The organism is Ruegeria sp. HKCCD6157, from assembly GCF_013110685.1.
GTDB lineage: Bacteria > Pseudomonadota > Alphaproteobacteria > Rhodobacterales > Rhodobacteraceae > Ruegeria.
The window spans coordinates 771,687-797,770 of sequence record NZ_WVRB01000001.1; the positions used below are offsets into that span (position 1 = coordinate 771,687).

Genomic DNA, 26,084 nt, shown 5'->3' on the forward strand with positions numbered 1-26,084 from the left:
GTCATAGCCCTTCGACCAGAACCAGATCGGTCGAGGCGGTGGCTTGCCGGATCTTCGCCAGCTCGATGTAATCAGGGTCATCCTTCCAGGCTTTCGCCGCGGCAAGGTCCGGAAACTCCATCAGCACAATGCCACCTTCGGGCCAATCGCCTTCGATCCGTTCGACCGGTTTCGATGAAACCGTGAGCAGGCGGCCTTTGTGACGGTCGAAGATCGGCATGAAACCCGCCAGATAATCCTGATACCCATCCGGGTCGTGGATGTCGATCTGCGCGATGAAATAGGCGGCCATTGTATCCTCCGGATCAGAAATCAGAGGGCCATCTTACACCTATGTCAGAAAAACAAAAAAACGGCGGTTCCCAGGGAGGAGGAAGGGGAACCGCCGTCTTGTCAACATCAGAGCAGGGAGGAGGAGAGCCCCGATGTATTCGAACCCGGGGTTGAGCCCGGTATGGAGAAGACGCGGCGACGTCAGGGAGGAGGAAGGCGTCGCCGCGCGCTTTCAACATCAAGGCAGGGAGGAGGAGAGCCTCGATGTATCAGGATCCGGCGGGTTGAGGCCGGTATTTGGTGCGGCAACGTCAGGGAGGAGGAGAGACGTTGCCGCTGATAACAGACCCTAAGGGAGGAGGAAGGGCCTGATCTCGGTATTCGTGGCGCGCTTATTGCGCGATGTGATCGTTGGCGGCCTGCATGGCCACCCGGCGGATCATGGACCGGTGTAGGCCCAGATCGGCCAGTTCACGGTCCGACAGTCCTGCCAGCTCATTGACGGTCTGGCGATACATACGATAGCGGACAAAACGCGCCTTTGCGTTTTCGATCAAAGTTGCGAGTCCGAACGCCGGTGCGCTCTTCGAGGCTGTATGTGTGCTTGCGACTGCCATGCTCATCATCCGTATTCATTTGCTTTGCCGATTACGCTCGGCCCTTGCTTGAGGTTGAAAATAGGCAAATGCTGCGATTGCACAATAGGTCGCGTCATCAATGCTGCTATGCAGCAAGCGCATAGATTGGTTCAGTTTTTTCCTTCAACTCGAAATGCGCCTTGAAACATTGGGCCTTCCCCAGGGTAACGGGTGACAGCGGAAACATGGCCTTCCCACGGCTTGCCCTTTAATTGAGCGGTGTTGGCTGGAATTTGTGCGCAACAAAACAATTCAAGACGTGCGTGTGGCCGAAGCGCCAGGCAACGCGCGGCGGTTCAGCTGTTCCCTAATGACCAGTTTATCGGTTTCGCAGGTCGCAGGGCTTATTGCCTGTACGCCACGGGATTTCATGGGCCGATGCGGTTGTCGGGGCGAAGTCCCGTCGGAACTGCGCGCGAAAAGCAAATGATTCTGCGAGATCGCTGCCCAAGGATGCCGGGTTTTTCCATCCAGAATGGCAATTCTTTAGATTTTTTGGGAAATCGTGGGAAAAAAATTTCAGCCTCAAATTATCTATATATAGGGGGTGTTGTGTTACTCTGGCCTATAGTTGGTGTTATTGCGTTCAAGTTTCATGGTGGTATTGTTCCTGAAGCGTGATTTATGGAACACGGTTCGCAAAATTCCTGTTGATTTCCATGAATTCCCATGGCATCCCTTATACATCCGATGAGGACGAGGCAGCAGGGGCACCAAACGACCCCGACCAAAAATAATCAGGTTTCATACAGGCATCTCGCTTTCATCAATCAAGAGATCCGGCGCGCGGGCGAGCAGACATCCCCCCAGGTGGCGCGTGCAGCTGGACATCCCGCAAAGCGGGTCAATGCGGCGGGTTGATCAGTGGCAGCAGATCAACCCGCCGTTTTTCATCCGGGGGGAACGCGAATTTCAAGTGGGGCGCAAGCGAAAGGGACAGTCGTCTTGGCGCGCAGGTTTAGAGGTGAAAGCCACCATAAGGTGGATGCGAAAGGCAGGGTGTCGATCCCGGCCTCGTTTCGCCGCGTGCTTGAGTCCTCCGATCCCAACTGGCAACCCGGCGACAATCCAGAGCTTGTGATCGTCTACGGGGATCATCGCCGCAAATACCTGGAATGCTATACCATGCAGGCCATCGACGAGGTCGATGCCAAGATCGACGCGCTGCCTCGCGGTTCGATGAAGCGCAAGATGTTGCAGCGCCTGTTCCACGGGCAGTCCTTCCCGACCAATGTCGATGAAACCGGGCGGCTGGTCCTGCCGGCAAAGCTGCGCAAGAAGATTGGTCTTGAGGCAGAGGCGTTTTTTATTGCCGCCGGGGATACTTTTCAGATCTGGAAGCCCGAGACCTACGAATCCGAGGAATTGGCGGCGACCGAGGAATGGCTGGACGGCCTTGGCGACGATGTTGATCCGCTGGAATTCCTCGATGAAGTCGAGGGCAGGTGACGGCATGGCGGCCGCGGATCACCCACAACCGGACGCGCCTCACATCCCTGTCTTGCTGCGCTCGCTCCTGGCGGCGGTGGCGCCGGTCACGGGCGTGTGGCTGGACGGAACCTTTGGGGCCGGGGGCTATACGCGCGGCTTGCTGGAGGCCGGGGCCGACAAGGTGATCGGCGTGGATCGTGATCCCTTGGCTTTTGAGATGGCGTCAGACTGGGCGGGCGCCTATGGTGATCGGCTGGTGATGCAGCCCGGCGTGTTCTCTCGTATGGATGAATATGCGCAGAACCTAGACGGCGTTGTTCTGGACCTTGGCGTTTCCTCGATGCAGCTGGATCAGGCCGATCGCGGGTTTTCCTTCATGAAGGATGGTCCTTTGGACATGCGCATGAGCCAGGATGGCGAAAGCGCCGCCGATCTGGTCAATACCGCGACCGAGGCGCAACTGGCCGACATTCTGTTCCACTATGGAGAAGAGCGCGCCAGCCGCCGGATTGCCAGGGCGATCGTCAAAGCGCGCGCGGAAGAGCCGATCACCACAACCCTGCGTCTGGCCGAGATCATCGAATCCTGCCTGCCGCGTCCCAAGCCGGGTCAATCCCACCCGGCCACGCGCAGCTTTCAAGGGCTGCGGATCGCCGTGAATGCAGAATATGAAGAGCTGTTTCAGGGGCTGATGGCCGCTGAACGTGCTTTGAAGCCCGGCGGGCAACTGGCCGTTGTCACTTTCCACTCCATTGAAGACCGAATGGTGAAACGGTTTTTCCAGTCCCGCGCGGGCAAGACGGGGCGCGCGAACCGCTATGCGCCCGAGATTGAACAGGAGCAGCCGCAATTCACACTGAAGACCCGCAAGGCGGTGGGGCCAGATGAACGGGAATTGCAGGAAAACCCGCGCGCGCGCTCGGCCAAACTGCGCGTGGCGATCCGAACCGATGCTCCGGCGGGGGAAATTGAAGCGCGGGCTATCGGGATGCCGCAACTGGGGGGAAGGGCAAGATGAAGAGTGTTTTGTATGTGTTGACTGCTCTGTCCGTGTTCGGGTTGGCGTTGTGGGCCTATCAGGAGAACTACCGAACCCAGCAAGTGGTAAAGGAAACCCAGTCTTTGCAGCGCGAGATCGGAATGGCACAGGTGCGCTTGGCCGTTCTGAACGCGGAATGGGCCTATCTGAACCGCCCGGACAGGCTGCGCGAACTGGCCGACCTGAACTTTGAACGCCTTGGCCTGCTGCCGTTGCGGGCCGAGCAGTTCGGGCGCGCGGATCAGATCGCCTATGCCGAAGACCCGGACCTGCCCGTCGTTGATCCGATTGAATTGCAGGCCATCACCGACATTCAGGCTTTGGGCGAGGTGCAAATTCCATGACACGCACCCCTCTGCGCCCCCTGGCCCGAATCCTGGATGCCCGCGCGCGGGGCGAAAACCCCAAGGCAATCGAGCGCGAGAACATCCGCAAGCGTCACGAGGATATGAAAGATCGCGCCCGCGCCCGTGCCGAAGGGCGTCTGCTGGTACTGGGCCTGTTCTTCTTCTGCGCTTTTTCCGTTGTCGGCTTCCGCATGGGCATGCTGGCGACCTCGGAAGCACAAGAGCCTCTGGCCAGCGCACCGGGAGCGGCGATTGCCATGCAGCGCGCCAACATCGTCGATCGCGAAGGGCGCATACTGGCCACCAATCTGGACACCTATTCCGTTTACGCGCAGCCCCCTTTGATGATCGATCCCGTCGCCGCTGCAGAGCAGTTGGTTGCGATTTTTCCTGATCTGGAAAAAGAGCGGCTTATCAAGGACTTCACCGGCAACCGAAAATTCCTGTGGATCAAGAAACGCATTTCGCCCGAGCAGAAGCAGGCCGTGCACGACATCGGTGATCCCGGCATCCTGTTCGGTCCGCGTGAAATGCGGCTTTACCCCAACGGGCGGCTGGCCGCTCATGTCCTGGGCGGGTCCGGTTTTGGTCGTGAAGGCGTCAGCGCCGCCGAAGTGATCGGCGTGGCCGGTGTGGAAAAGCAGTTCGACGATTATCTGCGCGATCCGGCCAACGGCAACAAGCCGCTGCAACTGTCGCTGGACCTGACGATTCAAGCCGCTGTTGAACAGGTTCTTTACGGCGGTATGAAGATCATGAATGCCAAGGGGGCCTCGGCCGTTCTGATGAACGCGCATACGGGCGAGGTTATTTCCGCTGCTTCGCTGCCTTCTTTTGATCCGAATGACCGTCCGCGCCCGCCGACCTCGGGCTTTGACCCCTCGGACAGCCCGCTGTTCAACCGTTATGTGCAAGGCGTGTATGAACTGGGATCTGTTTTCAAGATTTTCACCGCGGCCCAGGCCGTTGAACTTGGATTGGTGAATTCGAACACCATCATCGATACGTCCGGGCCGATGAAGATCGGCCGCTTTCCCATCGGCGAATTCAACGGCAAAAATTACGGCAAGATCAGCGTGGCGGATGTGATCGTCCACAGCTCGAACCGAGGCACGGGGCGTCTGGCCTTGCAAATCGGGGCCAAACGGCAGCAGGAGTTTCTGGACGCGCTTGGCATGTTCGATCCGACCCCATTCGAGATTGTCGAGGCCAAGGGCGGTGTGCCGCTGAAACCGAAAAAATGGGGCGAGCTCAGCACCGTGACAATTTCTTATGGCCATGGCCTGTCGACCAGCCCGATGCATCTGGCCGCGGGATACGCAGCGATTGCCAATGGCGGGCATTACGTCAGCCCGACCATTCTGCGCCAGAACGGCCCGCAATACGGGCCTCGTGTCATGTCGCAGAACACTGCACGGCAGGCGCAAAAGATGCTGCGCAAAGTGGTAACGGACGGCACCGCCAGTTTCGCCGAGGTCAAGGGCTATGACGTGGCGGGCAAGACCGGTACGGCCGACAAGCCCAAACCGCGCGGCGGGTACTATGATGACAAGGTCATTGCCACCTTCGCGACGATCTTCCCGGCCTACGACCCGCAATACGTTCTGATCGTGACGTTGGACGAACCTTCGATCGTGGCCTACGGTGAAAAACGCCGCACGGCCGGTTGGACCGCCGTGCCTGTTGCCGCCGAACTGATCGGACGCGTCGCACCGTTGTTGGGGTTGCGTCCCCGGCTTGAGCCTGAGGCGGGCGCTGCTATAACGCTGACCTCAAACTAGGCTGTCCGGCAAGAGGTGGGTCATGGGCACAAGGACGAAGAAACTCAGCCAGCTGGCCCTGACCGCAAGAGAGGGCGCAAACCCGGATATCACTGGTCTGGCCGTTGACAGCCGCGAGGTGAAGGAGGGCTTCCTGTTTGCCGCGCTGCCCGGGTCCCGCGTTCATGGCGCAGAGTTCATCCAGTTTGCCCTGCGCATGGGGGCCGCTGCGATCCTGACCGATGCCGAAGGGGCAGAGATAGCCGAGGCCGAACTGGCAGCTTCGGACGCAGCGCTGGCCGTGGTGGAAGACCCGCGTCAGGCGCTGGCCGGTGCCGCGGCGCTGTGGTTCGGCGCGCAGCCGCAAACCATCGTGGCCGTAACGGGAACGAACGGCAAAACATCTGTTTCCACCTTCGTCCGGCAGATCTGGTCCGCGCTTGGTCACGCCGCCGTCAACCTCGGCACCACCGGGGTTGAAGGTGCGTGGACAGCGCCACTGGCCCATACCACACCCGAGCCAATCACCTTGCACCGCTGTCTGGCCGAGGCGGCCGAGAACGGCGTGACCCATGCCGCTATGGAGGCTTCGTCCCACGGCCTTGAACAGCGCCGCCTTGATGGCGTTCACCTGACTGCCGCCGGTTTCTCGAACTTCACGCAGGACCACCTGGATTACCACGAAACCTTCGAGGCCTATTTCAACGCAAAGGCCGGTCTGTTCGACCGGGTTTTGCCGCAGGATGGAACGGCCGTCGTCAACCTGAGCGACCCGAAAGGGGCCCAGGTCCGGCGGATCGCCGAGATGCGCGGCCAGTCGGTGCTGACGGTGGGGCTGGGCGATGCCGACCTGTGTCTGATCAACCAGCGGTTCGACGCCACGGGGCAGGACCTGCGCTTTGCGTGGCAGGGCCGAACGTTCCAGACCCGCCTGGACCTGATCGGCGGGTTCCAGGCCGAAAACATCCTGCTGGCCTGTGGGCTGGTGATCGCGGCCGGGGACAGCCCCGAACGGGTGTTCGAAACTCTGCCCCATCTGACGACGGTTCGCGGGCGGATGCAACTGGCCGCCACGCGTGACAATGGCGCGACGGTGTTTGTGGATTATGCCCACACGCCTGATGCTGTTGCCACGGCACTCAAGGCGCTGCGCCCGCATGTGATGGGCCGTCTGATTGCCGTTATCGGTGCGGGCGGGGATCGCGACGCCAGCAAACGCCCTTTGATGGGCAGGGCGGCAGCCCACCATGCAGACGTGGTCTTTGTCACCGATGACAACCCGCGAAGCGAAGATCCCGCAGTCATCCGCGCGGCCGTGATGGCAGGCGCGTCAGAGGCAGCAGGCGACGCCAGCGTGACCGAAGTCGGCGACCGCGCCGAGGCCATCCTGCGCGGCATCGATGCGCTGCAACCCGGTGATGCGCTGCTGATCGCCGGAAAGGGGCATGAAACCGGTCAGATCGTGGGGGATCAGGTTCTGCCCTTCGACGATGTGGAACAGGCCAGCATTTCCGTTGCAGCGCTGGACGGGAGGGTCGCATGACGCTCTGGACTGCATCCGAAGCGGCCGCGGCGACGGGCGGTCAGGCGACGACCGACTGGACCGCAAATGGCGTATCCATCGACACCCGCACCCTTCGACCCGGCGATCTGTTCGTGGCGCTGAAAGCGGCGCGGGACGGGCATGATTTCGTCGCACAGGCGCTGGAAAAAGGAGCAGGCGCCGCACTGGTTTCCCGTGTTCCGGACGATGTACCGGACGGGGCTCCTCTGCTGATCGTCAACGACGTGCAGGCGGGGCTAGAGGCCCTGGGGAAAGCGGCACGGGCCCGAACGGATGCGCGCGTGGTCGGTGTGACAGGCAGTGTGGGTAAAACATCGACCAAGGAAATGCTGGCCACAATTCTGGAAACCCAAGGGAAAACCCACGCCAGTGTTGCCAGTTACAACAACCATTGGGGCGTGCCCCTGACCCTTGCGCGGATGCCCCGCGACACCGAATTTGCGGTGATCGAGATCGGCATGAATCATCCCGGTGAAATTGCCCCGCTCGCCGAACAGGCCCGCCCGCATGTGGCGCTGGTGACGACCGTGGCGGCGGTGCATCTGGAGGCCTTCGAGTCGGTGGCTGGTATTGCCCGGGAAAAAGCGGCGATCTTTGATGGGCTTGAACCCGGCGGGGCTGCGATCGTCAATGCAGATATCGAACACGCGGACATCCTGCGCCAGACAGCGCAGGCGCAGGGGGCCGGGATTGTTGATTTTGGGCGCAGCGCGGCGGATTACCGGCTGACCGATGTTCAACCCGAGTCCAACGCAGTAAAGGCAAGGGCACTGGTCGGTGATCGCGTGATCCAATTCGAGGTGAACTCCGCCGGCACGCATTTCGCGATGAACGCGCTTGGCGCTTTGGCGGCCTGCGTCGAATTGGGGGTCGATCTGGATCAGGCCATCGCGGGCCTGCGTGCGTGGTCACCCGTCAAGGGGCGTGGGGTACACGAAAGCTTGCCATTGTCAGGGGGTGGGCAGATCGAGCTTTTGGATGACAGCTACAACGCCAACCCGACCTCGATGGAGGCTGCGCTGGATGTCTTGGCCGCCTCCAAAGGCACCCGCCGCATTGCGTTTCTGGGTGACATGAAGGAACTGGGCGCCCAGGAAGAGGCCATGCATGCCGCCATGGCGGATATCGAGGCGATGGCGCGGGTGGATCAGGTTCATTGCATCGGGCCGTTGATGCAGGCGATGCACCGCGCGCTGCCCGAGAAGAAACGTGGGCTCTGGTTCGCAACCAGTGCGGAAATGGCAGAACATCTGCCTGCTTTGATCCGGGATGGAGACACGGTGCTCGCCAAGGGCTCACTCAGCATGGCGTTGGCCGCGATTGTTGACGGTCTGCGCAAAATGGGGCAAGGGGGCGCGCTTGATGGGTGAACATGCCCGCGCGCCCGTGTGAGAAAGGTATTGTCATGCTGTACTGGTTGACCGCTCTGTCGGACGGAGGGGATTTCTGGAACCTCTTCCGGTATATCACCTTCCGCGCAGGCGGTGCCTTCATGACCGCGCTGATTTTTGGGTTCATCTTCGGAAAACCCCTGATCAACGTGCTGCGCAAGAAACAGGGCAAAGGCCAGCCGATCCGTGACGACGGCCCCGAAGGGCATTTTTCCAAGGCAGGCACGCCGACGATGGGTGGATTGCTGATTGTCGGAGCTCTGGTCACGTCAACCCTTGTCTGGGCGCGGCTGGACAACCCGTATGTCTGGATGGTTCTTTTTGTGACCTTGTCTTATGCGGCCATCGGATTTGCGGACGACTATGCCAAGGTTTCAAAACAGAACACGCAAGGGGTCTCGGGCCGGATGCGTCTGGCGTTGGGCGTGATCATCGCCGTGCTGGCCTCGCTTTGGGCGACGTTGCACCATCCCGAAGCCTTGCAGAACCAACTGGCTGTACCCGTCTTCAAGGACACGCTGGTCAATTTGGGCATCTTCTATATCCCCTTTGCGATTGTCGTGATCGTGGGGGCCGCCAATGCGGTGAACCTGACCGACGGTCTGGACGGGCTGGCCATCATGCCGGCGATGATCGCAGCCTCGACCCTGGGCGTGATCGCCTATGCGGTCGGTCGGGTCGACTTTACCGAATATCTCGATGTGCATTACGTGCCAGGTACCGGTGAGATCTTCATATTCACCTCCGCGTTGTTCGGGGCCGGCCTCGGGTTTCTCTGGTACAACGCCCCCCCGGCGGCGGTGTTCATGGGTGACACCGGATCGCTGGCCCTGGGCGGCGCGCTGGGTGCCATCGCCGTAGCCACCAAGCACGAGCTGGTTCTGGCCGTGGTCGGCGGCCTGTTCGTGGTCGAGGCGCTGAGCGTGATCATTCAGGTCCTCTACTTCAAGCGCACGGGCAAACGGGTCTTCCTGATGGCCCCGATCCATCATCATTATGAGAAAAAAGGCTGGGCCGAGCCGACCATCGTGATCCGCTTCTGGATCATCTCGCTGATCCTGGCGATGATCGGTTTGGCGACGTTGAAGGTAAGGTAGAGGAATACAAAAGATGCATTTTGACTTCACAGACTCGAGCACAAACTCAGGCCGGGTTGCAAATTTCGCTCGTGGATTTGGGGGAATGCTGGGGTTCGGCATAGCAACGCTTTGGTTTGCTGAAAAATTTGCCTTTTCTTTGTATGGTGCGGCTTGTGCGTTTGGCGCTTTTATTTGTTTTGCCGGTTTTCTTTTGAGCCTTGCCTATACTTATGATTCCGGTCTGAAAGTTTTGAGCAAAGGCGAGAGCTTAGAACTGCAATTCGTGAACTACATGGGGTGGAGGTCGCTCGCGATAGTAGTGTTTACTATTATTTCCATAGTAATCGTACTCGTCAGGTACTTCGGTGACTAACAAATGATCCCGGTCAAAGGCTTTTCAGGACAGAAAGTGGCCGTTCTGGGGCTGGGCCGGTCCGGTCTGGCCACTGCACGTGCGCTGCGCTCGGGCGGGGCGGAACCGGTGTGCTGGGATGACAACCCGGCCGCCCGTGAAACCGCCGAAGGCGAGGGTTTCACCTGCGCCGACCTGCGCAAGCATGGGGCATTTGACTACATCGCCTCGCTGATCGTCTCACCGGGCATTCCGCATCTCTATCCTGAACCGAACCCCGTGGTGGCGGCAGCCCTGGATGCAGGCGTGCCGGTGGACAATGACATCGGCCTGTTCTTCCGCTCCTTTGCCGGACCGGAATGGAACAACTACGACACGCCTCCGCGCGTGATCGCGGTGACGGGCTCGAACGGCAAATCGACGACTGCCGCTTTGATCCATCATATCCTGACCGAGGCAGGTCGCGAGGCGCAGTTGGCGGGCAATATCGGGCGCGGTGTTCTGGATATCGATCCGGGCGGTGATGGTTCGGTCGTGGTGCTGGAGCTTTCCAGCTATCAGACCGAGCTGGCCCGCGCTCTAACCCCCGATGTGGCGGTGTTCACCAATCTGTCGCCCGATCATCTGGACCGCCACGGCGGCATGGGGGGATATTTCGCTGCCAAGCGGCGCCTCTTTTCCGAAGGCGGTCCTGACCGTGCAATCATTGGCGTCGACGAAACCGAAGGTGCGTTTTTGGCCGGACAACTGGCCGAAGGGCCATTGGATGACCGGGTGATCCGTATCTCGGTGGCGCGGAAGCTGACCGGGCCGGGCTGGCAGGTCTTTGCGCGCAAAGGGTTCCTGTCGGAATACCGCAAGGGGCGGCAGGCGGGGTCTATCGACCTGCGTGCCATCAAGGGCCTGCCCGGTGCACACAACCACCAGAATGCCTGCGCGGCTTACGCCGCCTGTCGGTCGCTGGGCCTTGCCCCGCGCGTGATCGAAGATGCGCTGCATTCCTATCCGGGCCTGCCGCATCGCAGCCAGATCATCGCCGAGGCCGATGGGGTTACCTATGTCAACGACTCCAAGGCGACCAATGTCGACAGCGCCCTGAAAGCGCTTACGGCGTTCAAAAAGATCCGATGGATTTGCGGCGGTCTTGAGAAAGAGGGCGGCATATCAGCCCTGAACACGGCGACGGGCGAGGTCATCAAGGCCTATGTGATCGGACGCGAAGCCGCGAGTTTTGCGATGCAGCTCGAGGCTGATACGCAGGTCTGTACGACGATGGAGGCCGCCGTGGCGCAGGCCATGGAAGATGCGGAGGCAGGCGACACTGTGCTGCTGGCCCCGGCTGCTGCCAGTTTCGACCAATATGACAATTTCGAACAGCGCGGCGATGACTTTGCAACGCAAGTCAGGCGCAGGCTGGCAGAATAGCCATTTGCAATACACCGCCGGCTGGGCCAAGCTTGGATGCTATCAGCTTGACGCGGCATCACTATTGGTTTTGCCTGCCTCAAGATTCAACACGAGGTTATGACTATGCCATTTCGTAGACTTTCTCTGATCCTGCCTGCCATTCTTGTTGCGGGAGCCTGTACCAACACGGGCGCCAACTATCAGCCCATCGTGGACGGCCCGGTCGGTCCGAACTACAACGTGGACCTACAGCAATGCCAACAACTGGCGGCATCGCAGAGCAGCGTTGATGGCTCTACCGCCGGGAATGCAGCAATTGGCGCAGCGGGTGCCGCGGCCGTTACCGGGATCGTTCAGGACAGCAGCGACAATCTTGGTCGCGCGGCCGTGGCAGGTGCCTTGGTTGGCGCTGGCGCAGACGTCATCAATAAAAACCAGAACAAAGAAGTGATCGTGCGCAACTGCATGCGCGGGCGCGGCTACAACGTCGTAGGCTAACGCCCGGCGGCAATTGCAACACCTGCGGCATGGCCTGACGACCATGCCCACTGGAAGTTGTAGCCGCCCAACCAGCCGGTGACATCCACCGCTTCACCAATTGCATAGAGGCCGGGGACATCCTCGGCCTCCATCGTTTTCGAGGACAAGTCATCCGTGTCGATTCCGCCCAAGGTGACTTCGGCGGTACGATACCCTTCGGTCCCCGACGGCACCAGTTGCCACGCAGACAGGGCCGAGGTCAGCTCGGCCAGTTTCGCGTCCGACTGATCCGCCAGCTTCCCGGACATCGGAATGACCCGGCACAGATAATCGACCAGCCGGGCCGGCAGATGCCGCGCCAGTTCAGTGGTCAGCGCCTTGCGGCCCGCGCTTTGCCGCTGTGCGCGCAACAGATCCAGCAGGGGCAGGTCGGGGATCAGGTTCACCCGGATTGCCTCACCTTCGCGCCAGTATGACGACAGTTGCAACACCGACGGCCCGCTGAGACCGCGATGGGTGAACAGCAGCGCCTCGTCGAAGCTGGCGCGATCATTCGACAGTCGCACGGGCAGTGAAACGCCGGACAGGTCCTTGAACCGCCCGTCCGAGAAGGTGAACGGCACCAGCGCCGCCCGCGTCTCGGTCATCCGCAACCCGAACTGGCGCGCGATGTCATAGGCCAGCCCGGTTGCGCCCATCTTGGGAATCGATTTCCCGCCTGTTGCCAGCACCAGATTGGTGCAGGTCAGGTGCTGCCTTTGCCCGTCACGTTCCACCTCCAGTGCAAAGCCGCTTTCGGTCTTGCGCAGATCGCGCAGCGAGGTTTGAACCCACAGCTCTGCTCCCGCACTGCTCATTTCATCCAGCAACATCCGGATGATCTGTTTCGAAGAGCCATCGCAGAATAATTGGCCCAGGGTTTTCTCATGCCAGGCGATGTTGTGACGTCCGACCAGATCGATGAAATCCCATTGCGTGTACCGTGCAAGGGCGGATTTGCAGAAATGCGGGTTTCGCGACAGGAAGTTGCCCGGCCCGGCATGCATGTTGGTGAAATTGCAGCGCCCCCCGCCCGAGATGCGGATTTTCTCGCCGGGTGCCTTGGCGTGGTCAATCACCAGCACGCGCCCCCCGCAATGGGCCGCACACATCATGCCGGCAGCCCCGGCCCCAAGGATGATCGTGTCGTAGGTCATGCGCGGGGGATGGCGTGGATTAAACAAGATGGCAAGAGCCCATGCCGAAGTCGCGCGGCGCGCGCTCGCCGCGTTCTCGCAAATCTCAGGTCGGCTGACAGGGCGATTGCCAGAGTTTCAGCGCACTGACATTCTGTGGCCATACCGCAAAGATGTTTTGACAAGACAAACTGGCAAAAGGAACTCTGAATGCAATTCCCCGAATTTATTTCGTCATTTCCAAAACTGGATGTGCCTTTTCCTGAAGATGTGGTGCAGACGGCCGTCATTCGATCAGATGCAGGGCTGGTCGCTTTCTTCACTTTTCTCAAAGACATGGAGCTTCCCCTGCATTCGCATGGTGCCCAATGGGGGACGGTGGTTGAGGGTGAAATTGAACTCACGATCGGTGGCCAGACCCGCATCTACCGCCCCGGCGACAGCTACTCGATCCCAAGTGGAGTCGCGCACGGAGGGACCATCAAGGCGGGGTCTCGTGTCATTGACGTGTTTGAGGAACCCGACCGATATGCGATCAAGGAATAACGCATAGCAACCCGCCTTGTGGACCAACGCGCGCCACTCCGCTGAGCGGCGTGTCCAAAGCTGCAATAACCACAGGCCGCCACGTGCAGCCGGGGGTGCTTTGGGCCTGGAAGGTCGATTTATGCCTTGTGGCTTCATCCTACTAGCCCAAACACAAAAATCCCTGTAGAGTCTCAACCAGACCCCGAAAACGGGGCGTTGACGAGGCAGAGAGTGGCGGTATCTCATGACTGAGATGGTGTATGGCGCGGTCCAGGACCAGCGCGGAGAACCGATTCTACCGAAATGGTGGCGCACAATCGATCGCTGGACGATGTCCTGCGTTCTGATCCTGTTTGCCATCGGTCTGTTGCTGGGGCTGGCGTCTTCGCCGCCGCTGGCCGGGCGAAACGGGTTCGATCCGTTCCACTATGTCGAACGTCAGGCCATCTTCGGCGGATTGGCGCTGATTGCGATGCTTCTGACCTCGATGATGTCGCCGACGCTGGTGCGTCGTTTGGCGGTGCTGGGTTTCCTGGGGGCCTTCGTGGCACTGGTTTTCCTGCCCGTGTTCGGGACCGACTTTGGCAAGGGCGCGGTGCGCTGGTATTCGCTGGGGTTCGCCTCGCTTCAGCCGTCCGAGTTTCTGAAGCCCGGCTTCATCGTCGTTGCTGCATGGCTGCTGGCTGCTTCACAAGAGATCAACGGCCCGCCGGGGCGGATCTGGTCATTTGCCCTGTGCATGGCGATTGTCGGCATGCTGGTGATGCAACCTGATTTCGGTCAGGCCTGCCTGATCCTGTTCGGCTGGGGGGTGATGTATTTTGTCGCCGGGGCGCCGATGCTGCTGCTGGTTGGAATGGCCGGGTTTGTTGTTCTGGGCGGTATGTTCGCCTATTCCAATTCTGAACATTTTGCCCGCCGTATCGATGGCTTTCTGAATCAAGAGGTCGATCCGACCACCCAGTTGGGCTATGCCACCAACGCCATCCGCGAAGGGGGGCTGTTCGGCGTCGGTGTGGGTGAGGGGCAGGTCAAGTGGTCGCTGCCGGACGCGCATACCGATTTCATCATTGCCGTCGCGGCCGAAGAATACGGCCTGATCCTGGTGCTGATCATCATCGCGCTTTACTCGTTGGTCGTGGTACGCTCGTTGCTGCGCCTGATGCGGGAACGCGACATGTTCATCCGTCTGGCGGGCACCGGTCTGGCCTGCATGTTCGGCGTGCAGGCGATGATCAACATGGGTGTTGCCGTTCGTCTGTTGCCCGCGAAGGGCATGACGCTGCCTTTTGTCAGCTATGGCGGCTCATCCCTGATTGCAGGGGGTATTGCGATCGGAATGCTGCTGGCCTTCACCCGAACCCGCCCACAGGGCGAGCTTGGCGAAATTCTGCGCGGACGAGGATAATGGGGACTCCATACCTGTTGATTGCGGCTGGCGGTACCGGGGGGCACATGTTCCCGGCTCAGGCGCTGGCCGAGGCGATGCTGAACAAGGGCTGGCGTGTGCGCCTGTCTACCGACCCGCGCGGCGCCCGCTATACCGGTGGTTTCCCGCATTCGACCGAGATCGTAGAGGCATCATCGGCCACTTTCGCGCGTGGCGGTCTGGCGGCCAAGGCCATGGCCGGCCCCAAGATTGCCGGTGGCGTGGCTGGCATGGTGTTCCAGATGATGCGGGACAAGCCCGACGTCGTTGTCGGTTTCGGCGGGTATCCCTCGATCCCGGCGCTGAGCGCTGCGACCATGCTCAAAATCCCCCGCATGATCCACGAACAGAACGGGGTGCTGGGGCGTGTGAACCAGTTGTTCGCCACCCGTGTCGCGCAGGTGGCCTGCGGTGTGTGGCCCACGGACCTGCCCGAGGGCGCGCATGGCATCCACACCGGCAACCCGGTCCGGTCCGCCGTTCTGGACCGCGCCGCGGCCGGTTATATTCCACCCGGTGATTATCCGATGTCGGTCCTTGTCATGGGCGGTTCGCAAGGCGCACGCATCCTCAGCGATGTGGTGCCCGGTGCCATCGCCGCACTGCCCGAAGAAATCCGCACTCACATCCGCGTGGCACATCAGGCCCGGGACGAGGATGGCGAGCGCGTCACAGCCTTCTACAACGAACACGGCATCCGCGCCGACGTGCAGCCCTTCTTTGATGATGTCCCCCGTCGCATGTCGGATGCCCAACTGGTGATCTCGCGGTCTGGCGCGTCCAGTGTTGCCGATATCTCGGTCATCGGGCGCCCGTCGATCCTGATCCCCTTTGCCGCCGCCGCCGGAGATCACCAGACAGCCAACGCGCGGGGCTTGGTGCAGGCGGGCGGGGCCATCATGATCCCGGAAAAGGCTCTTGACGTTCCCGCGCTGACACAGCAAATCACCACGGTTCTCACGAACCCCGAAGCCGCACAGAAAATGGCCCATGCCGCCTTGTCCGTCGGGGCACCTGACGCCACCGAGCGTCTGACCGCTCTTGTCGAACAATTGGCGCAGAAGGAGACCACATGAACCCAGCAACCAAACTGCCGCAGGACGTAGGGCCGATTCACTTTGTGGGGATCGGCGGGATCGGAATGTCAGGTATCGCCGAGGTGCTGCTCAATCTGGGGTACCAGGTGCAGGGCTCGGACCTGAAGGCATCGAAGATCACCGACCGGCTGGCGAGACTGGGGGCCGAAATCTTTGTCGGTCAGCGCGCGGAAAACCTTGAAAACGCAGCCGTTGTGGTGGTCTCGACCGCGATCAAACCGGGCAACCCCGAGCTTGACGGCGCCCGTGCCCGCGGCCTTCCGGTGGTGCGCCGGGCTGACATGCTGGCCGAACTGATGCGGCTGAAATCCAACATCGCCATCGCCGGGACTCACGGCAAGACCACCACGACCACGATGATGGCCGAACTGATGGTGGCGGGGGATTTTGACCCGACCGTGATCAATGGCGGCATCATCCATGCCTACGGCTCGAACGCCCGGATGGGGCAGGGCGAATGGATGGTGGTCGAAGCCGACGAGAGCGACGGCTCGTTCAACCGCCTGCCCGCGACCATCGCCATCGTCACCAATATCGACCCCGAACATATGGAGCATTGGGGCGATTTCGACAAACTGCGCGCGGGTTTCCATGAATTCGTCTCGAATATCCCCTTCTACGGGCTGGCCGTGTGTTGCACCGACCATGCCGAGGTGCAGGCGCTTGTCGGCCGCATCACCGACCGCCGCGTGCGCACCTATGGCTTCAACGCGCAGGCCGATGTACGGGCCGAGAACCTGACCTACAAGGGCGGCGTCGCGCATTTCGACATTCACCTGCAATACGAAGACAAGGTGATTGAAGGTTGCACCTTGCCGATGCCCGGCGACCACAACGTTTCCAACGCTTTGTCCGCCGTGGCTGTTGCCCGCCATCTGGGCATGAAAGCCTCGGAAATTCGCGACGCGCTGGCCAATTTCGGTGGCGTCAATCGCAGGTTTACCAAGGTCGGAGAAGTCGACGGTGTCACCATCATCGACGACTATGGCCACCACCCCGTTGAAATCACCGCAGTCCTGAAGGCCGCGCGACAGGCGACCGAAGGCCGCGTGATCGCCGTGCACCAGCCGCACCGCTACTCGCGCCTGTCCAACCTGTTTGACGATTTCTGCACCTGCTTCAATGACGCCGACGTCGTGGCCATCGCCGATATCTTCGCCGCCGGAGAGGACCCGATCGAAGGCGCATCGCGCGACGATCTGGTGCAGGGCCTGATCCGTCACGGCCACCGCCACGCCCGCGCGCTGTTTGACGAAAACGATCTTGAGCGGCTTGTGCGCGAGCAGGCCCGCCCAGGCGATATCGTCGTCTGCCTCGGGGCCGGTACAATCAGCGCCTGGGCCAATGGTCTGCCTGAGAGATTGCAACGAAAACAAGCTGTTTGACTTCTCTTCTGTTTGGTGCACAACCTGAAGGTGTAGCAAATGCCCGCAGCCGCCGCATGTCCTCGGAGGGGACAGATGGACTATTCGATGATCCTTGCCGCCCTTTGGGTGATCTGCGCCACGATCGTGGCGTTCTTGCCGATGCGAATGCAGTTTCCACCGGGCGTGACCCTGCTGATCTGCGCTCCGGTTCTGATCGTCTGGCTGGGTTATGATCACGGTTGGTTCTGGTCGGTTTTCGCCTTCGGCGGATTCGTTTCGATGTTCCGCAACCCCATCCGGTATTACTGGCGAAAATGGGTGCGAGGGGAGGTCATGGAATGAACTGGTCCATCGCCCTTGCTGGTCTGTGGGGCGTTTCCGCGAATCTGCTGGCAATGATCCCAAGCAAAGACAACCACTGGACACGCGCCTATATCCTGATCGCCGTGGGCATTCCGATTCTGGGGTATGTCACCTATCAGAACGGCCCGTGGATCGGCTTGCTGGTGCTGGCCATGGGTATGTCCGTGCTGCGCTGGCCCGTGATTTATCTGACCCGTTGGACAAAGATGAAAATGCAGGGCATGAAGGCGGCTGACGAATAACCGGCCAGTTTCAGGAGGTCCGCCATGGCGTCCGTCGCCACATTTGCCTATCTGCCAATTCTTTCTTTCCTGCTAGGTGCCGCCGCCGGTTTCACGGCGGGCCGTTGGCTGGGCCTGCGCGGCTTGTTGTGGCTGATCGGTCTGGCCTCGGCCGTCGGGCTGGCGTTGATCGTGGTGCTGGCCGGTATTGGCACCGGCGAAGAAGAACAGGCGTTCGGCCCGCTGGTCTGGCTGACCGCCGGCGTTCTTCCCTTTCTGTTCGCTGCAATCATGGGCGGTGTGGGCGGACGTAGCCTGGCGGTGCGTGCAGACGCATGACAACGTTTCCCGTTCCGAAAGGGCGCCTGTCTCGGGCGCGGCCTCTCTCTGAGCTCACATGGCTTCGCGTTGGCGGCCCGGCCGATTACCTGTTCCAGCCTGCCGATATCGAAGACCTGCAAGCGTTCCTGCGGGAACTGCCGGCACAAACCCCGGTCTTTCCAATGGGTGTCGGTTCGAACCTGATCGTTCGGGATGGGGGGCTGCGGGCCGTGGTGATCCGGCTGGGGCGCGGGTTCAATACTATCTCGGTCGAGGGCAACACAGTCACCGCAGGAGCCGCTGCGCTGGACGCGCATGTTGCGCGCAAGGCGGCGGATGCCGGTGTCGACCTGACCTTTCTGCGCACCATTCCGGGCTCGATCGGCGGCGCGGTGCGGATGAACGCGGGCTGTTACGGCAGCTACACGGCGGATGTTCTGCGCAAGGCCACGATTGTCACCCGGCAAGGCGAGCTTGTGGACCTGACACCCGAAGAGTTGAATTTTCGTTATCGCCAGACGGACCTGCCGGAAGGCGCAGTGCTGATTTCGGCTGTGTTCGAGGGCCCTTCAGGCAATCCCCAAGATCTCCATGCCCGTATGGCGGCGCAGTTGAAAAAGCGCGACGAAACCCAGCCGACCAAAGATCGCAGTGCGGGGTCGACCTTTCGCAATCCAGCCGGGTTTTCTTCGACCGGGCAGGCGGATGACGTGCATGACCTCAAGGCGTGGAAAGTGATCGACGACGCCGGAATGCGCGGCGCGACGCTTGGCGGTGCGCAGATGAGCCCGAAGCACTCGAATTTCCTGATCAATACCGGCTTGGCCACCGCTGCCGACCTCGAAGGTCTTGGCGAAGAGGTGCGAAAAAAGGTTTACGAAACAAGCGGCATCACGCTAGAGTGGGAAATCATGCGGGTCGGTGATCCGCTGACAGAATAAAGCCCCAACCGTCAGACCATAACAGGCAAATTCAGGCGACGGATCAAAGGCATAAACGCAGTACGGACCACCACATAAGGTCCGGGGACATTGAGGCGCACATTGGGTATGTCGAGCAGGACAAACCCCAAAGTGGCGGTATTGATGGGTGGACCCTCGGCGGAACGCGAGGTGTCTCTCAGCTCTGGGCGCGAATGCGCGGCCGCCCTTGTGGGAGAAGGCTTTGAAGTGGTCGAGCTGGACGCAGGTCCCGACCTCTGCGCGCGCCTTGTGGACATCAAGCCGGATGTGGTTTTCAACGCCCTGCATGGCCGCTGGGGCGAAGATGGGTGTGTGCAGGGCCTGCTGGAATGGATGCGTATCCCGTACACCCATTCCGGTGTTCTGGCCTCGGCGCTGGCAATGGACAAGCAGCGCAGCAAAGAGATTTACCAGACCGAAGGGCTGCCCGTCGTGCCCAGCGTGATCGTGCCCAAGGTCGAGGTGGTCGAAGCTCACGTGATGGAACCGCCCTACGTGGCCAAGCCCAACAACGAAGGCTCCAGCGTCGGGATTTACATCGTCCACGAAAATGCCAATGGCCCGCCGCAGCTGGACGAGGCGATGCCCGATCAGGTGATGGTCGAGAAATACGTGGCAGGCCGCGAGTTGACCGTGACCGTGATGGGCGACCGCGCCCTGACCGTGACTGAAATCATGACAGATGGCGGCTGGTACGACTATGACGCCAAGTACAAGCCCGGCGGCTCGTGGCATGTCCTGCCCGCCGACATTCCGCAGGACATTTTCGACCGCTGCATGGACTATGCCGTGCGGGCGCATAACGTGCTGGGGTGCAAGGGTGTGTCCCGCACGGATTACCGCTGGGATGACAGCAAGGGTGCCGATGGGTTGTTCCTGCTGGAAACCAATACCCAGCCCGGCATGACGCCAACCTCTCTGGTTCCGGAGCAGGCCGCTCATCTTGGAATGACATTCGGCCAGCTCTGCGCCTGGATGGTGGAGGACGCCTCATGCGACCGCTGACCGCAAGCCGTTCACTGGAAATCCACCGCAGCAAACCACTTGCGGGGCCGGATGCCGATTTCGCCTCGGCCGACACGGACACGCACGAGGCCGAACCGCTTCTGCGCCTGCGCGGGGCGCGTGTGTTTTCCCGTTCTGCAAGACGCAGTGACCCTGCGCCGTCCCGTCTCAGCTATCGGCTGCAACGCTGGATGCTGACGCCGGGCATTCGCCTTGGTGTCAAGGTCGGCCTGCCGATCTGCGCCATCGCTGCCGCGGTTGGCATTTTCTTTGCCTCGCAGGAGCGTCGCGACGCACTTGCCGCTTACATCGCCGATGTGCGCACTTCGATTCAGGAACGCCCCGAATTCATGGTCAACCTGATGGCCATCGATGGGGCGGGAACCGACCTGTCCGAAGACATCCGCGAAATCGTGCCGCTGGATTTCCCGATCAGTTCCTGGGATCTGGATGTGGAACAGATCCGCGACACGATCACCGGGCTGGACCCGGTGAAATCCGCAACCGTCCGGATTCGCCCCGGAGGCATCCTGCAAGTCGATGTGGTGGAGCGGCAGCCGGTCATCGTCTGGCGAACGCGCGAGGGGCTTGAACTGCTGGATGAGACAGGCGCGCATGTCAAGGAAGCCACCTCTCGCAAGGATCACGCCGATCTGCCGCTGATCGCGGGGACGGGCGCCGACGATCACGTCGGAGAAGCGCTGGAGCTTCTGCGGACTTCGCGCAGCCTGGGCAACCGCGTGCGCGGCTTGGTGCGCGTGGGAGAGCGGCGCTGGGATCTGGTGCTGGACCGCGGTCAGCGCATCATGCTGCCGACCGAACGCCCGGTGCGTGCGCTGGAACGCGTGCTTGCGGTGAACGAGGTGCAGGACCTTCTGGAACGTGACGTGGCCGTGGTCGACATGCGCCTCGGGCAGCGTCCGACCATCCGAATGACCAAAGCCGCCAGCGAAGACTGGTGGAACACGAAAGTGACAGTGAGTAACGGGCAGTAACGACCATGATGACCGATCTTTATCAGTCCCAACGCGCCATGCGTCAGATGCGGCGGCAGGCTTTGCAACGCGGTGTGATTGCGATTCTGGATGTGGGCAGCTCGAAAATTGCCTGTCTTGTGCTGCGCTTTGACGGAACCGGTCGGCTGAGCGAGGACAATACCATCGGTTCCATGGCAGGGCAGACCGGTTTTCGCGTCATCGGTGCCGCGACCACCCGGTCGCGGGGTGTCCAGTTTGGCGAAGTCACCGCCATGCAGGAAACCGAACGTGCCATCCGCACCGCGCTTCAGGCCGCACAGAAGATGGCCGACATCCGCGTCGACCATGTGATCGCCTGTTTCTCGGGCGCGAACCCGCGGTCTTACGGGCTGGATGCACAAGTCGATCTGGACGGTCAGATCGTGACCGAGGCCGAAGTGGGCCGGGTTCTGAACGCCTGCGACGTGCCGGATTATGGTGACGGGCGCGAAGTGCTGCATGCTCAACCGGTGAATTTCGCGCTCGACAACCGATCGGGCTTGATCGACCCGCGCGGGCAGATGGGCCAGAGCCTTGCGGTCGACATGCATATGCTTACCGTGGATTCGTCAGCGATCCAGAACATCGTGCGCTGCATCAAGCGCTGCGATCTTGAACTCGCGGGTATTGCCAACTCGGCCTATGTCTCGGGCATCTCGGCGCTGGTCGAAGACGAGCAGGAACTGGGCGCGGCCTGTATCGACATGGGCGGCGGCACCACAAGCGTGTCGATCTTCATGAAAAAGCACATGATCTATGCCGATTGCGTGCGCATGGGCGGCGATCACGTGACCGCCGATATCTCGATGGGCCTGGGTGTGCCTGCCGCCGTGGCGGAACGGATCAAGACATTCAATGGCGGCGTTCATGCCACCGGGGCCGACGACAGGGATATGATTGATATCGGTGGTGATACCGGCGATTGGGAACACGACCGCCGCACCGTCAGCCGCGCCGAACTGATCGGCATCATGCGCCCGCGTGTCGAGGAAATTCTTGAAGAGGTCCGCGTCCGGCTGGACGCCGCCGGGTTTGAACATATGCCAAGCCAGCAGATCGTGCTGACCGGCGGCGGCAGCCAGATCATGGGGCTGGACGGGCTGGCCACGCGCATCCTCGGTCAACGCGTGCGCCTGGGCCGCCCCTTGCGGGTGCATGGCCTGCCGCAATCGGCCACCGGGCCCGGATTCTCGTCCGCTGTCGGCCTCAGCCTGTTCGCGGCCCATCCCCAGGATGAATGGTGGGATTTTGAAATCCCGGTCGACACCTATGCCGCGCGCCCGTTCAAGCGCGCCGTACGGTGGTTCCGTGACAACTGGTAGACACCTGCGCGGGGGCGCTCTGTGCGCGGCGCTGCTGCCTTGCTGGGCCTCGGCCCAGACCATGATCACGCCCGAGGCGTTTCTGGACGCGGCGGTCGGCAAAACTCTGACATTCTACGAAATCCGCAGCGGTGGCCTGGTGGGAACCGAGCAATTCCTGAACCGCCGCATGTCGGTCTGGCGCGAAGAGGGGCAGGGCTGTGTCTACGGGCAGATCACGACGCCGAACGGTCAGTTGTGTTTTCTGTATGACAATGACCCGGACGGCATTCCGGTCTGTTGGTGGCCGTTTTTGCATGAAGGTCGTTTAATGGTTCGGCTTGCCTCATTCGTCGATGGGGAAATACAGGAAGTGCGATCCATGACGGACCGCGGCCTGGACTGTCCAAATGCACCGCTCAGCTGAAGAAACCGGTTGCAGCGTTTCGATTTATCCCGCAAGATATCCACAGGGCCCGAAAGAGGCCTCGCGGCAGGACCTGAGCAGTTTTCCGCAGTGTAGATGACAGTCGATCAGAGCGTGATGAACGAATGTGTCCTCGCGTTCATGCCGGTTGTCTAGTGATGGTCGCCGTTGTTTCCGCTATATCTGGCATGACCTGCGAAATGCCGCCGGTTTCTGCCTTATTTCCTCCATATTTTGTGGGAAAACGCGATTTTTGACGTGACCTTTTGGCATCAGGCCGCTAGAATCGAACAAGGATAGGTAAGAAAAACACCGCTTTGGCGGGACATAAATACAGGCGGACAGAGCATGACATTGAATCTTTCGATGCCCGGGCACGACGAACTGAAGCCTCGGATTACAGTATTTGGCGTTGGCGGCGCAGGCGGGAACGCCGTCAACAACATGATTGAAAAACAGTTGGACGGCGTTGATTTCGTGGTCGCCAACACCGACGCACAGGCACTGCAACAAAGCCAGTCCTCGGCGCGGGTGCAGCTGGGCGTGAAAGTCACCGAAGGTCTGGGGGCAGGGGCCCGCCCGACCGTAGGCGCAGCCGCCGCCGAGGAAAGCATCGAACAGATCGTGGACCACCTTGCCGGCGCTCATATGTGCTTCATCACCGCCGGTATGGGCGGCGGTACCGGAACGGGGGCTGCTCCGATCATCGCGCAAGCCGCGCGTGAGCTGGGTGTACTGACCGTCGGTGTCGTCACCAAGCCCTTCCAGTTCGAAGGTGCCAAGCGGATGCGCCAAGCCGAAGATGGGGTTGAGGCGCTGCAGCAGGTTGTCGACACGCTGATCATCATCCCCAACCAGAACCTGTTCCGCCTGGCCAATGAAAAGACCACCTTTACCGAGGCGTTCTCGATGGCTGACGACGTTCTGTATCAGGGCGTCAAAGGCGTGACCGACCTGATGGTGCGCCCCGGCCTGATCAATCTCGACTTTGCCGACGTTCGCGCCGTGATGGACGAGATGGGCAAGGCAATGATGGGCACCGGCGAGGCAACAGGCGAAGATCGCGCCATCCAGGCGGCGGAAAAGGCTATTGCAAACCCGCTGTTGGACGAAATCAGCCTCAAGGGCGCCAAGGGCGTGCTGATCAACATCACCGGGTCGCACGACCTGACCCTGTTCGAGCTGGACGAAGCCGCCAACCGCATCCGCGAGGAAGTGGACCCCGAGGCCAATATCATCGTCGGCTCGACGCTGGATACCGCTATGGAAGGCGGAATGCGCGTGTCGGTTGTTGCGACCGGCATCGACGCCAGCGAAAAAACGACCGAAGTCCCGGTGGCGCGCCGTTCGATGTCCGAACCGCTGACCCGCACGGTTTCGGCTGAAGAGCATATTCATGAAGAAGCCAGGGTGGTTGCCGACGCAGCAGAGCCCGTCCCGCAGCCGGAAGAAAACCGCGAACCTTCGCTGTTTGAAGCCGCTGAAGAGCCGGCGCAGCCGCAATTCCAGCCGCGCGACGAGCGTGACGATGACGGCCTGCCGCCGCCCGCTTATCAGCCGCGTGTGGCCGAATTCGAGCCGCAGCCAGAGCACGTTGAGCCCGCGCCCGAGGCATTCGTGGCACCGCGCGGGCATGCTGCCGGCACCCCGTCGCCCGAAGCATTGCAGCGTTTGCAGGCTGCTGTTCAGAAGGTTCCGTCGGCGCCGCAGAGACCGGCAGCGCCCCGCCAACCCGAAGCGGTTTCGCAACCGGAACCCGAGGAGCGGTCGCGTTTTGGCTTCAATCGTCTGATCGATCGGATGACCGGTCATGCCTCGGATACACCGGCCCAACCGCCGCGGCAGCAGCCCGTTTTGCGACAGTCCGAGGCGACCGCGCCGCTTCAGGAAGAGGCCGATCCGGATCAGGACCGCATCGAAATTCCGGCCTTCCTGCGCCGTCAAGCCAACTGATCGCGGTAACAAAATCCACTCAAGGGGCTGCCATTTGGCGGCCCTTAATCGTTTATTAACAGTATCTTGCAGGCATGTAAGCAGGGTTTTGCCGATCTGTTACATACATGTTTCAATCGGTTGCAAAGAGTGAGTTGAGCCTTGACGCGGGCTTCCTTAACTCAGTGTCCAACACGGCCCAAGCAGGCTGGACACTACTCACCGAGGCCCATTTTGCAACATACGCTCAAATCTCCGGTCACGTTTAAAGGCGTCGGGCTGCACAGCGGCAAGCCGGCGACCATGGTCCTGAAACCGGCGGCGGCTGGTCATGGCATCTGGTTCAAGCGGACGGATATTCAACTGGGCGACGCGATGATCCCGGCGATCTACTATGCGGTTGAACGGACCCCGCTTTGTACGCGTCTGGTGAATGATGCCGGTGTATCGGTTTCCACCGTCGAACATATCATGGCTGCATTGGCCGGATGTGGCGTGCACAACGCGCTTGTCGAGATCGACGGCCCCGAAGTTCCGATCATGGACGGCTCTTCGATCGAATTTGTGCGTGGCATTATGGCCAGAGGCGTGCGCCGTCAGGCCAGCCCGGTATTGGCCTATGAGGTTCTGAAAACCGTCACCGCATCCCGCGAAGGCGCGAGCGCCAGCCTTGCGCCCGCTGACGGGCTGATCATCGACTTCCATATCGATTTCGAAGACGGTGCCATCGGCAGCCAGAGCAAAACGCTTGATATGCGCAACGGTTCCTTCGCGCGTGAACTCAGCGATTGTCGCACGTTCTGCCGTCGCACGGATGTCGAGGCGATGCGCGAAAACGGGTTGGCTTTGGGCGGCACGCTTGAAAATGCCGTGGTCGTTCAGGGCGTCGAAGTTCTGACACCGGGCGGTTTCCGCCGGGTCGACGAGGCCGTGCGTCACAAGATGCTGGATGCTCTGGGTGATCTCTATCTGGCTGGTGGGCCGATTTTGGGTCACTTCACCGGAAACAAGTCGGGTCATTCGCTGACCAACACATTGCTGCGCAACCTGTTCGAAACGCCGGGCGCAGTACGTCCGGTGCTGTGCACGCCGGAACAGGCCGCGCGCCTGCCGGGGCAGGGGCTTGTTGTCAACGAAATTCCCGAAGTGGCCTGATCAGATCAACTCTGACGACATTTG

The 26,084-nt window shown here is 61.0% G+C and carries 27 protein-coding genes; 24 read left to right on the top strand and 3 right to left on the bottom strand.

Features of this window, described 5'->3' with window-relative positions; translation table 11 throughout:
* Position 1: 1 nt before the first annotated feature.
* Complete coding sequence (locus GS612_RS03560; protein ID WP_171639098.1) at positions 2-292, bottom strand: DUF1330 domain-containing protein; 291 nt, start codon at positions 290-292, stop codon at positions 2-4.
* A 373-nt stretch (positions 293-665) separates the two neighbouring features.
* A complete protein-coding gene (locus GS612_RS03565) occupies positions 666-890 on the bottom strand; it encodes a DUF1127 domain-containing protein (protein WP_171639099.1) in 225 nt (74 codons plus the stop codon).
* Between the two features lie 966 nt (positions 891-1,856).
* On the opposite strand from GS612_RS03565, the gene mraZ reads away from it, so the two are divergent.
* From mraZ to GS612_RS03615, 10 genes are all read left to right on the top strand, one after another.
* Entirely contained in the window at positions 1,857-2,360 is a 504-nt protein-coding gene (gene mraZ / locus GS612_RS03570) for a division/cell wall cluster transcriptional repressor MraZ (RefSeq protein WP_171639100.1), read from the top strand.
* 4 nt (positions 2,361-2,364) lie between these two features.
* The gene (rsmH, locus tag GS612_RS03575; RefSeq protein WP_171639932.1) at positions 2,365-3,360 is read left to right on the top strand and encodes a 16S rRNA (cytosine(1402)-N(4))-methyltransferase RsmH; all 996 of its coding nucleotides are present in this window, start codon (positions 2,365-2,367) and stop codon (positions 3,358-3,360) included.
* Positions 3,357-3,725, top strand: coding sequence for a cell division protein FtsL (locus GS612_RS03580; RefSeq protein WP_152458671.1), 369 nt, complete (start codon positions 3,357-3,359; stop codon positions 3,723-3,725). Before rsmH ends, GS612_RS03580 begins: the two co-directional genes overlap by 4 nt.
* Positions 3,722-5,509: a penicillin-binding protein 2 gene (locus tag GS612_RS03585; RefSeq protein ID WP_171639101.1), complete on the top strand. Its 1,788-nt coding sequence runs from the start codon at positions 3,722-3,724 to the stop codon at positions 5,507-5,509. The genes GS612_RS03580 and GS612_RS03585 overlap by 4 nt, the downstream gene beginning before the upstream one ends.
* A 22-nt stretch (positions 5,510-5,531) precedes the next feature.
* The gene (locus GS612_RS03590) at positions 5,532-7,031 is read left to right on the top strand and encodes a UDP-N-acetylmuramoyl-L-alanyl-D-glutamate--2,6-diaminopimelate ligase (protein WP_171639102.1); all 1,500 of its coding nucleotides are present in this window, start codon (positions 5,532-5,534) and stop codon (positions 7,029-7,031) included.
* Positions 7,028-8,422 carry a UDP-N-acetylmuramoyl-tripeptide--D-alanyl-D-alanine ligase gene (gene murF, locus GS612_RS03595; protein WP_171639103.1) on the top strand — a complete coding sequence of 465 codons (1,395 nt, stop codon included), beginning with the start codon at positions 7,028-7,030 and terminating at the stop codon, positions 8,420-8,422. The genes GS612_RS03590 and murF overlap by 4 nt, the downstream gene beginning before the upstream one ends.
* 35 nt (positions 8,423-8,457) lie before the next feature.
* Positions 8,458-9,540 carry a phospho-N-acetylmuramoyl-pentapeptide-transferase gene (gene mraY, locus GS612_RS03600; RefSeq protein WP_152458667.1) on the top strand — a complete coding sequence of 361 codons (1,083 nt, stop codon included), beginning with the start codon at positions 8,458-8,460 and terminating at the stop codon, positions 9,538-9,540.
* A 13-nt stretch (positions 9,541-9,553) separates the two neighbouring features.
* The gene (locus tag GS612_RS03605) at positions 9,554-9,895 is read left to right on the top strand and encodes a hypothetical protein (protein ID WP_171639104.1); all 342 of its coding nucleotides are present in this window, start codon (positions 9,554-9,556) and stop codon (positions 9,893-9,895) included.
* Positions 9,896-9,898: 3 nt separating this feature from the next.
* A complete protein-coding gene (gene murD, locus GS612_RS03610; protein ID WP_171639105.1) occupies positions 9,899-11,299 on the top strand; it encodes a UDP-N-acetylmuramoyl-L-alanine--D-glutamate ligase in 1,401 nt (466 codons plus the stop codon).
* 105 nt (positions 11,300-11,404) lie between these two features.
* Entirely contained in the window at positions 11,405-11,779 is a 375-nt protein-coding gene (locus GS612_RS03615) for a glycine zipper family protein (protein ID WP_245217959.1), read from the top strand.
* On the opposite strand, the gene GS612_RS03620 is transcribed toward GS612_RS03615, so the two are convergent.
* The gene (locus GS612_RS03620; protein WP_171639106.1) at positions 11,776-12,957 is read right to left on the bottom strand and encodes an NAD(P)/FAD-dependent oxidoreductase; all 1,182 of its coding nucleotides are present in this window, start codon (positions 12,955-12,957) and stop codon (positions 11,776-11,778) included. The two genes, GS612_RS03615 and GS612_RS03620, sit on opposite strands and share 4 nt — an antisense overlap.
* Before the next feature lie 189 nt (positions 12,958-13,146).
* Here GS612_RS03620 and GS612_RS03625 point away from each other — a divergent pair, with 189 nt between their 5' ends.
* The 14 genes from GS612_RS03625 to lpxC all read left to right on the top strand — a co-directional run bounded on the left by GS612_RS03625 (position 13,147) and on the right by lpxC (position 26,060).
* Positions 13,147-13,482 (top strand): cupin domain-containing protein, encoded by a 336-nt coding sequence (locus GS612_RS03625; RefSeq protein ID WP_171231257.1) that lies wholly within the window; start codon positions 13,147-13,149, stop codon positions 13,480-13,482.
* 226 nt (positions 13,483-13,708) lie between these two features.
* Positions 13,709-14,872, top strand: a complete 1,164-nt coding sequence (gene ftsW / locus GS612_RS03630; RefSeq protein WP_152458661.1) for a putative lipid II flippase FtsW — start codon at positions 13,709-13,711, stop codon at positions 14,870-14,872.
* Positions 14,872-15,969 carry a UDP-N-acetylglucosamine--N-acetylmuramyl-(pentapeptide) pyrophosphoryl-undecaprenol N-acetylglucosamine transferase gene (locus GS612_RS03635; RefSeq protein ID WP_152458660.1) on the top strand — a complete coding sequence of 366 codons (1,098 nt, stop codon included), beginning with the start codon at positions 14,872-14,874 and terminating at the stop codon, positions 15,967-15,969. The genes ftsW and GS612_RS03635 overlap by 1 nt, the downstream gene beginning before the upstream one ends.
* A complete protein-coding gene (gene murC / locus GS612_RS03640) occupies positions 15,966-17,375 on the top strand; it encodes a UDP-N-acetylmuramate--L-alanine ligase (RefSeq protein ID WP_171639107.1) in 1,410 nt (469 codons plus the stop codon). Before GS612_RS03635 ends, murC begins: the two co-directional genes overlap by 4 nt.
* 75 nt (positions 17,376-17,450) lie before the next feature.
* Complete coding sequence (locus GS612_RS03645; RefSeq protein ID WP_152458658.1) at positions 17,451-17,699, top strand: DUF2484 family protein; 249 nt, start codon at positions 17,451-17,453, stop codon at positions 17,697-17,699.
* Entirely contained in the window at positions 17,696-17,962 is a 267-nt protein-coding gene (locus GS612_RS03650) for a DUF2484 family protein (protein ID WP_171114920.1), read from the top strand. The genes GS612_RS03645 and GS612_RS03650 overlap by 4 nt, the downstream gene beginning before the upstream one ends.
* 24 nt (positions 17,963-17,986) lie before the next feature.
* Positions 17,987-18,280 carry a hypothetical protein gene (locus tag GS612_RS03655; RefSeq protein ID WP_152458656.1) on the top strand — a complete coding sequence of 98 codons (294 nt, stop codon included), beginning with the start codon at positions 17,987-17,989 and terminating at the stop codon, positions 18,278-18,280.
* Positions 18,277-19,203, top strand: coding sequence for a UDP-N-acetylmuramate dehydrogenase (gene murB, locus GS612_RS03660; protein WP_171362493.1), 927 nt, complete (start codon positions 18,277-18,279; stop codon positions 19,201-19,203). Before GS612_RS03655 ends, murB begins: the two co-directional genes overlap by 4 nt.
* 108 nt (positions 19,204-19,311) lie before the next feature.
* Positions 19,312-20,229 carry a D-alanine--D-alanine ligase gene (locus tag GS612_RS03665; RefSeq protein ID WP_171639108.1) on the top strand — a complete coding sequence of 306 codons (918 nt, stop codon included), beginning with the start codon at positions 19,312-19,314 and terminating at the stop codon, positions 20,227-20,229.
* Complete coding sequence (locus GS612_RS03670) at positions 20,217-21,224, top strand: cell division protein FtsQ/DivIB (RefSeq protein ID WP_171639109.1); 1,008 nt, start codon at positions 20,217-20,219, stop codon at positions 21,222-21,224. Before GS612_RS03665 ends, GS612_RS03670 begins: the two co-directional genes overlap by 13 nt.
* Before the next feature lie 8 nt (positions 21,225-21,232).
* Entirely contained in the window at positions 21,233-22,567 is a 1,335-nt protein-coding gene (gene ftsA, locus GS612_RS03675; RefSeq protein ID WP_170344711.1) for a cell division protein FtsA, read from the top strand.
* Positions 22,554-22,973, top strand: a complete 420-nt coding sequence (locus GS612_RS03680) for a hypothetical protein (protein ID WP_171639110.1) — start codon at positions 22,554-22,556, stop codon at positions 22,971-22,973. The genes ftsA and GS612_RS03680 overlap by 14 nt, the downstream gene beginning before the upstream one ends.
* 348 nt (positions 22,974-23,321) lie before the next feature.
* Complete coding sequence (ftsZ, locus tag GS612_RS03685) at positions 23,322-24,926, top strand: cell division protein FtsZ (RefSeq protein ID WP_171639111.1); 1,605 nt, start codon at positions 23,322-23,324, stop codon at positions 24,924-24,926.
* 213 nt (positions 24,927-25,139) lie between these two features.
* Positions 25,140-26,060 carry a UDP-3-O-acyl-N-acetylglucosamine deacetylase gene (gene lpxC, locus GS612_RS03690; RefSeq protein ID WP_171231262.1) on the top strand — a complete coding sequence of 307 codons (921 nt, stop codon included), beginning with the start codon at positions 25,140-25,142 and terminating at the stop codon, positions 26,058-26,060.
* Positions 26,061-26,084 lie beyond the last annotated feature (24 nt).

Bases quoted from the DNA above. Each gene is read 5' to 3' on its own strand.
- murC (WP_171639107.1), top strand. From the start codon at position 15,966: ATGAACCCAGCAACCAAACTGCCGCAGGACGTAGGGCCGATTCACTTT.
- GS612_RS03580 (WP_152458671.1), top strand. From the start codon at position 3,357: ATGAAGAGTGTTTTGTATGTGTTGACTGCTCTGTCCGTGTTCGGGTTG.
- GS612_RS03635 (WP_152458660.1), top strand. From the start codon at position 14,872: ATGGGGACTCCATACCTGTTGATTGCGGCTGGCGGTACCGGGGGGCAC.
- ftsZ (WP_171639111.1), top strand. From the start codon at position 23,322: ATGACATTGAATCTTTCGATGCCCGGGCACGACGAACTGAAGCCTCGG.
- GS612_RS03590 (WP_171639102.1), top strand. From the start codon at position 5,532: ATGGGCACAAGGACGAAGAAACTCAGCCAGCTGGCCCTGACCGCAAGA.
- GS612_RS03650 (WP_171114920.1), top strand. From the start codon at position 17,696: ATGAACTGGTCCATCGCCCTTGCTGGTCTGTGGGGCGTTTCCGCGAAT.
- GS612_RS03655 (WP_152458656.1), top strand. From the start codon at position 17,987: ATGGCGTCCGTCGCCACATTTGCCTATCTGCCAATTCTTTCTTTCCTG.
- murD (WP_171639105.1), top strand. From the start codon at position 9,899: ATGATCCCGGTCAAAGGCTTTTCAGGACAGAAAGTGGCCGTTCTGGGG.
- GS612_RS03565 (WP_171639099.1), bottom strand. From the start codon at position 890: ATGGCAGTCGCAAGCACACATACAGCCTCGAAGAGCGCACCGGCGTTC.
- GS612_RS03585 (WP_171639101.1), top strand. From the start codon at position 3,722: ATGACACGCACCCCTCTGCGCCCCCTGGCCCGAATCCTGGATGCCCGC.
- ftsA (WP_170344711.1), top strand. From the start codon at position 21,233: ATGACCGATCTTTATCAGTCCCAACGCGCCATGCGTCAGATGCGGCGG.
- mraY (WP_152458667.1), top strand. From the start codon at position 8,458: ATGCTGTACTGGTTGACCGCTCTGTCGGACGGAGGGGATTTCTGGAAC.
- GS612_RS03670 (WP_171639109.1), top strand. From the start codon at position 20,217: ATGCGACCGCTGACCGCAAGCCGTTCACTGGAAATCCACCGCAGCAAA.
- rsmH (WP_171639932.1), top strand. From the start codon at position 2,365: ATGGCGGCCGCGGATCACCCACAACCGGACGCGCCTCACATCCCTGTC.
- GS612_RS03560 (WP_171639098.1), bottom strand. From the start codon at position 292: ATGGCCGCCTATTTCATCGCGCAGATCGACATCCACGACCCGGATGGG.
- murB (WP_171362493.1), top strand. From the start codon at position 18,277: ATGACAACGTTTCCCGTTCCGAAAGGGCGCCTGTCTCGGGCGCGGCCT.
- GS612_RS03665 (WP_171639108.1), top strand. From the start codon at position 19,312: ATGTCGAGCAGGACAAACCCCAAAGTGGCGGTATTGATGGGTGGACCC.
- GS612_RS03605 (WP_171639104.1), top strand. From the start codon at position 9,554: ATGCATTTTGACTTCACAGACTCGAGCACAAACTCAGGCCGGGTTGCA.
- ftsW (WP_152458661.1), top strand. From the start codon at position 13,709: ATGACTGAGATGGTGTATGGCGCGGTCCAGGACCAGCGCGGAGAACCG.
- GS612_RS03625 (WP_171231257.1), top strand. From the start codon at position 13,147: ATGCAATTCCCCGAATTTATTTCGTCATTTCCAAAACTGGATGTGCCT.
- GS612_RS03615 (WP_245217959.1), top strand. From the start codon at position 11,405: ATGCCATTTCGTAGACTTTCTCTGATCCTGCCTGCCATTCTTGTTGCG.
- murF (WP_171639103.1), top strand. From the start codon at position 7,028: ATGACGCTCTGGACTGCATCCGAAGCGGCCGCGGCGACGGGCGGTCAG.
- GS612_RS03645 (WP_152458658.1), top strand. From the start codon at position 17,451: ATGGACTATTCGATGATCCTTGCCGCCCTTTGGGTGATCTGCGCCACG.
- GS612_RS03620 (WP_171639106.1), bottom strand. From the start codon at position 12,957: ATGACCTACGACACGATCATCCTTGGGGCCGGGGCTGCCGGCATGATG.